Origin of the sequence: Streptomyces sp. NPDC059564, assembly GCF_042735575.1 — a bacterium.
Taxonomy (GTDB): domain Bacteria; phylum Actinomycetota; class Actinomycetes; order Streptomycetales; family Streptomycetaceae; genus Streptomyces.
In genome coordinates, this window is the sequence record NZ_JBHWBP010000338.1 from 1 (window position 1) to 3,696 (window position 3,696).

4 protein-coding genes are annotated in these 3,696 nt (G+C 70.2%); 1 reads left to right on the forward strand and 3 read right to left on the reverse strand.

Features of this window, described 5'->3' with window-relative positions; translation table 11 throughout:
• Nucleotides 1–123: 123 nt before the first annotated feature.
• From argG to ACFV0Q_RS34180, 3 genes are all read right to left on the reverse strand, one after another.
• On the reverse strand, nucleotides 124–1,572 hold the full coding sequence (argG, locus tag ACFV0Q_RS34170; protein ID WP_385010798.1) for an argininosuccinate synthase: 1,449 nt from the start codon (nucleotides 1,570–1,572) through the stop codon (nucleotides 124–126).
• A gap of 122 nt (nucleotides 1,573–1,694) precedes the next feature.
• Nucleotides 1,695–2,021, reverse strand: a complete 327-nt coding sequence (locus ACFV0Q_RS34175; protein ID WP_385010799.1) for a hypothetical protein — start codon at nucleotides 2,019–2,021, stop codon at nucleotides 1,695–1,697.
• Nucleotides 2,018–2,629: an RNA polymerase sigma factor gene (locus ACFV0Q_RS34180; protein WP_385010800.1), complete on the reverse strand. Its 612-nt coding sequence runs from the start codon at nucleotides 2,627–2,629 to the stop codon at nucleotides 2,018–2,020. Before ACFV0Q_RS34180 ends, ACFV0Q_RS34175 begins: the two co-directional genes overlap by 4 nt.
• 831 nt (nucleotides 2,630–3,460) lie before the next feature.
• Between ACFV0Q_RS34180 and ACFV0Q_RS34185 the strand changes: the two genes are divergently transcribed.
• On the forward strand, nucleotides 3,461–3,696 hold a 236-nt coding region (locus ACFV0Q_RS34185; protein ID WP_385010802.1), incomplete at its 3' end, for an aldo/keto reductase.

Sequence of the window (3,696 nt, forward strand, 5' to 3'; positions counted from 1 at the left end):
GGGCGGGCGGCGCGAACCCCCCCCGCCTGAATCAGACCGCCACCCTGCTGCCCCCGCCCCTGACCCAGCCCGCTACGCTCCAGCCGACCAGCGAGAACGGCGGGTCAGGCGGCGGCTGGAGGACTAGTCGGTGCCGAACTCCATGGCGGCGCGGTCCAGCAGTTCGTCGTCGCCGGAGACCTCGCCGCGCGAGGCGATGGCCTCGGCGCCGCCCGCCGGCATGGTGCCGATCAGGCCGGTTGCCGCCGCCTGGGCGGCGCCGATCAGGGCGCGTTGCGTCGTACCGACGATGCCGAGGCCGACGTACTGCTCCAGCTTGGCGCGCGAGTCGGCGATGTCGAGGTTGCGCATGGTGAGCTGGCCGATCCGGTCCACCGGGCCGAACGCCGAGTCCTCGGTGCGCTCCATCGACAGCTTGTCCGGGTGGTAGCTGAAGGCCGGGCCGGTCGTGTTGAGGATCGAGTAGTCCTCGCCGCGACGCAGCCGCAGGGTGACCTCGCCGGTGACCGCGGAGCCGACCCAGCGCTGCAGCGACTCGCGGACCATCAGCGCCTGCGGGTCCAGCCAGCGGCCCTCGTACATCAGCCGGCCGAGGCGCCGCCCCTCCTGGTGGTAGTGGGCGATCGTGTCCTCGTTGTGGATCGCGTTCACGAGGCGCTCGTACGCGGCGTGCAGCAGGGCCATGCCCGGGGCCTCGTAGATGCCGCGGCTCTTCGCCTCGATGATCCGGTTCTCGATCTGGTCCGACATGCCCAGGCCGTGGCGGCCGCCGATCGCGTTGGCCTCCATGACCAGGTCGACCGCGGAGGCGAACTCCTTGCCGTTGATCGTCACCGGCCGGCCCTGGTCGAAGCCGATCGTCACGTCCTCGGCGGCGATCTCGACCGAGGGGTCCCAGAACCGGACGCCCATGATCGGTTCCACGGTCTCCACGCCGGTGTCGAGGTGCTCCAGCGTCTTGGCCTCGTGGGTGGCGCCCCAGATGTTGGCGTCGGTCGAGTACGCCTTCTCGGTGCTGTCGCGGTACGGCAGCCCGTGGGCGACCAGCCACTCGGACATCTCCTTGCGGCCGCCCAGCTCCGAGACGAAGTCGGCGTCGAGCCAGGGCTTGTAGATGCGCAGGTGGGGGTTGGCGAGCAGGCCGTAGCGGTAGAACCGCTCGATGTCGTTGCCCTTGAAGGTGGAGCCGTCGCCCCAGATCTGTACGTCGTCCTCGAGCATCGCCCGGACCAGCAGGGTGCCGGTCACGGCGCGGCCGAGGGGCGTGGTGTTGAAGTACGCGCGACCGCCCGAGCGGATGTGGAAGGCGCCGCAGGCGAGTGCGGCGAGGCCCTCCTCCACCAGTGCCGCGCGGCAGTCGACCAGGCGCGCGATCTCGGCGCCGTAGGCCTGCGCCCGGCCGGGCACCGACGCGATGTCGGGCTCGTCGTACTGGCCGATGTCGGCGGTGTAGGTGCAGGGGACGGCACCCTTGTCGCGCATCCAGGCGACCGCGACGGACGTGTCGAGGCCGCCGGAGAAGGCGATGCCGACGCGCTCGCCCGTGGGGAGGGAGGTGAGAACCTTAGACATGGGTAGATTATGCACACAAACGCATTCTTATGCAAGATAGGGGGTCGGCACGCAAAAGGGAAAGAGAGGAACGGCCGCCGAAGCCGAGTAGCGCCCGGCGGCCGTCGCGCACTGCTCGCCTGCTACGGGTGCGCCTTGGTGAGGGTGCAGACGCCGTCCTCGCATTGGCGCTCCAGACGGCCGCGGGAGATGGTCTGCGCGAGGCCCACCATCCAGCAGGTGGGGCAGCCGCGGAAGGCGATCAGGGCCAACGGGGCCGCCAGCAGGGTGGCCGGGCCGAGGATGGGCACCAGGGCGATCGAGCCGGTGATCAGCCCGAAGCCGATGGCGCCGCGAGCCAGGTGGCGCGGGACGGACGTGCTGGCGAAGTTCCTCTCGGGCGCTGCGGACGCCACGGCGGGCCGGCTCTTCGCGCCCCGCGTGCTGTTCGCGCTCGTCACGGTGTTCATAGTGGTGAGTCCCCTCCGGCTGATGGGTCGATGAACTGGTCGAGGGGTTCGACTGTCGTCGGGTCGGTCGCCGCCAACGCGTGGCGCAGCGTCGCCCGTGCTCTGTGCAGCCGCGATTTCATCGCGGCGTTGCTCAGACCGAGCGCATGGGCGACGGTCCTGCCGGGCAGGCCCTGAACGTCCCGCATGATCAGGACCCGCCGCTGGTCACGGGGAAGGGAACCGACCGCAGCCGCGATCCGCTCCACCTCCAGCCGGTGCAGCACCGCGTCCTCTGCGGACGGTTCCGCGGACGCTTCGGTTCCGGCGGGCGCCTCCTCGCTCCGCGAGACGAGCAGCCGTACCTGCCGCAGGCATTCGTTGCGCACGATCCGGAACATCCACGAGGCAAGCGCGCCGGTGGCCCGCAGGGTGCCGATCTTCCTGTAGAGGATGATCAGCGCCTCTTGGGCCGCGTCCTCCGCGTCCTGCGGCGAGGCGCACAGCGACAGGGCGAACTTGCGCACGTGCGGCTGCGATTCCATGACGACAGTGGTGAGCGAAGTGACGTCGCCGTCCTGAGCGGCCTTGATCAGCCGCTCGTCCGGCCAGGCGTAGCGTTGGTTCATCTGCTCCTCATCCTCGGAAAGTTCCCCGCGCGCGGGCGCCGGTCAGCTTCGGCTCCTGTAGCGCCGCATCAGGTGCCAGCTGCACGCGCCCACGAGCAGGGCTCCGATCACGACGAGGCCAGTGACCATCATTCGCGTTTCCTCCCGGTTCTGCCGGCCCGTTCGGCCGGTACACACACAAGAGGCGAGGAGGTCCGGAAAGGATTCACCCCGGCCGGAGTCTTCTGTCGTACGCCCGCCGTACGCGATGCCGGGACGATGCTCGGATCCCTGTGGCTTCTGTCAATCCGGCCCTCTGCCGGGGTCGTAGAGACTGTCGAGCAGAAGCCGCGACGTGCCCCGGGACCGGGAGCCGTCGCGCAGTGACATGCCGGCAGCCCGAGCGCGCGCGGGGGCCGGAGGAAGACCTGCAGAAGCCGTTCACGGAGGCGTCCGCGGGCAGTCCGCCGGCCGCATCCGTACGACACAGCCTCGGGTCAGAAAGCCGAAGGACTACAACGCGGCCGTTGATGTGGGGGACGGCCCCGAACCGTCCTGCCGCCCGCCTGGCCCTGGTGACGAGCCGGGGCCGCTCGGGGGCTCCACCTTGTACCGCTCTCGCAGGACGGCGGTCCGCTTGTACTCCTCGGTCGCCGGCGGCGCAGCCATCTCTCCCCGGGGCTCGAAGGTGCCGGCCGATCGCAAGACGCACCGGCACGTCGGCGGGGTTCTTTTCCCAGGAGTGCGGTACCCCCTCTGGCGTGGCCTTCCACGGATGCGGCGCGGGGTCGAGTCTCCTGGTGACGGTTCATCGGCCGGTACCGGCCGACAGGAAGAGGAGGTGGCACACGCATGGCGTTGCTCGGTTCGTACGTCACGCTCGGCGGCTCGGGGCTGAGGGTGAGTCCTCTGGCGCTGGGTGCCATGACGTTCGGCGACGGGAGCTGGGGCTCCTCGCAGCAGGAGTCCTTCGCGATCATCGACCGCTATCTGGAGGAGGGCGGGAACTTCATCGACACCGCGAATCAGTACAACGGCGGGGCGTCGGAGGAGACGCTCGGCGCCTACTTCGCGGGGCGGCCCGGGGT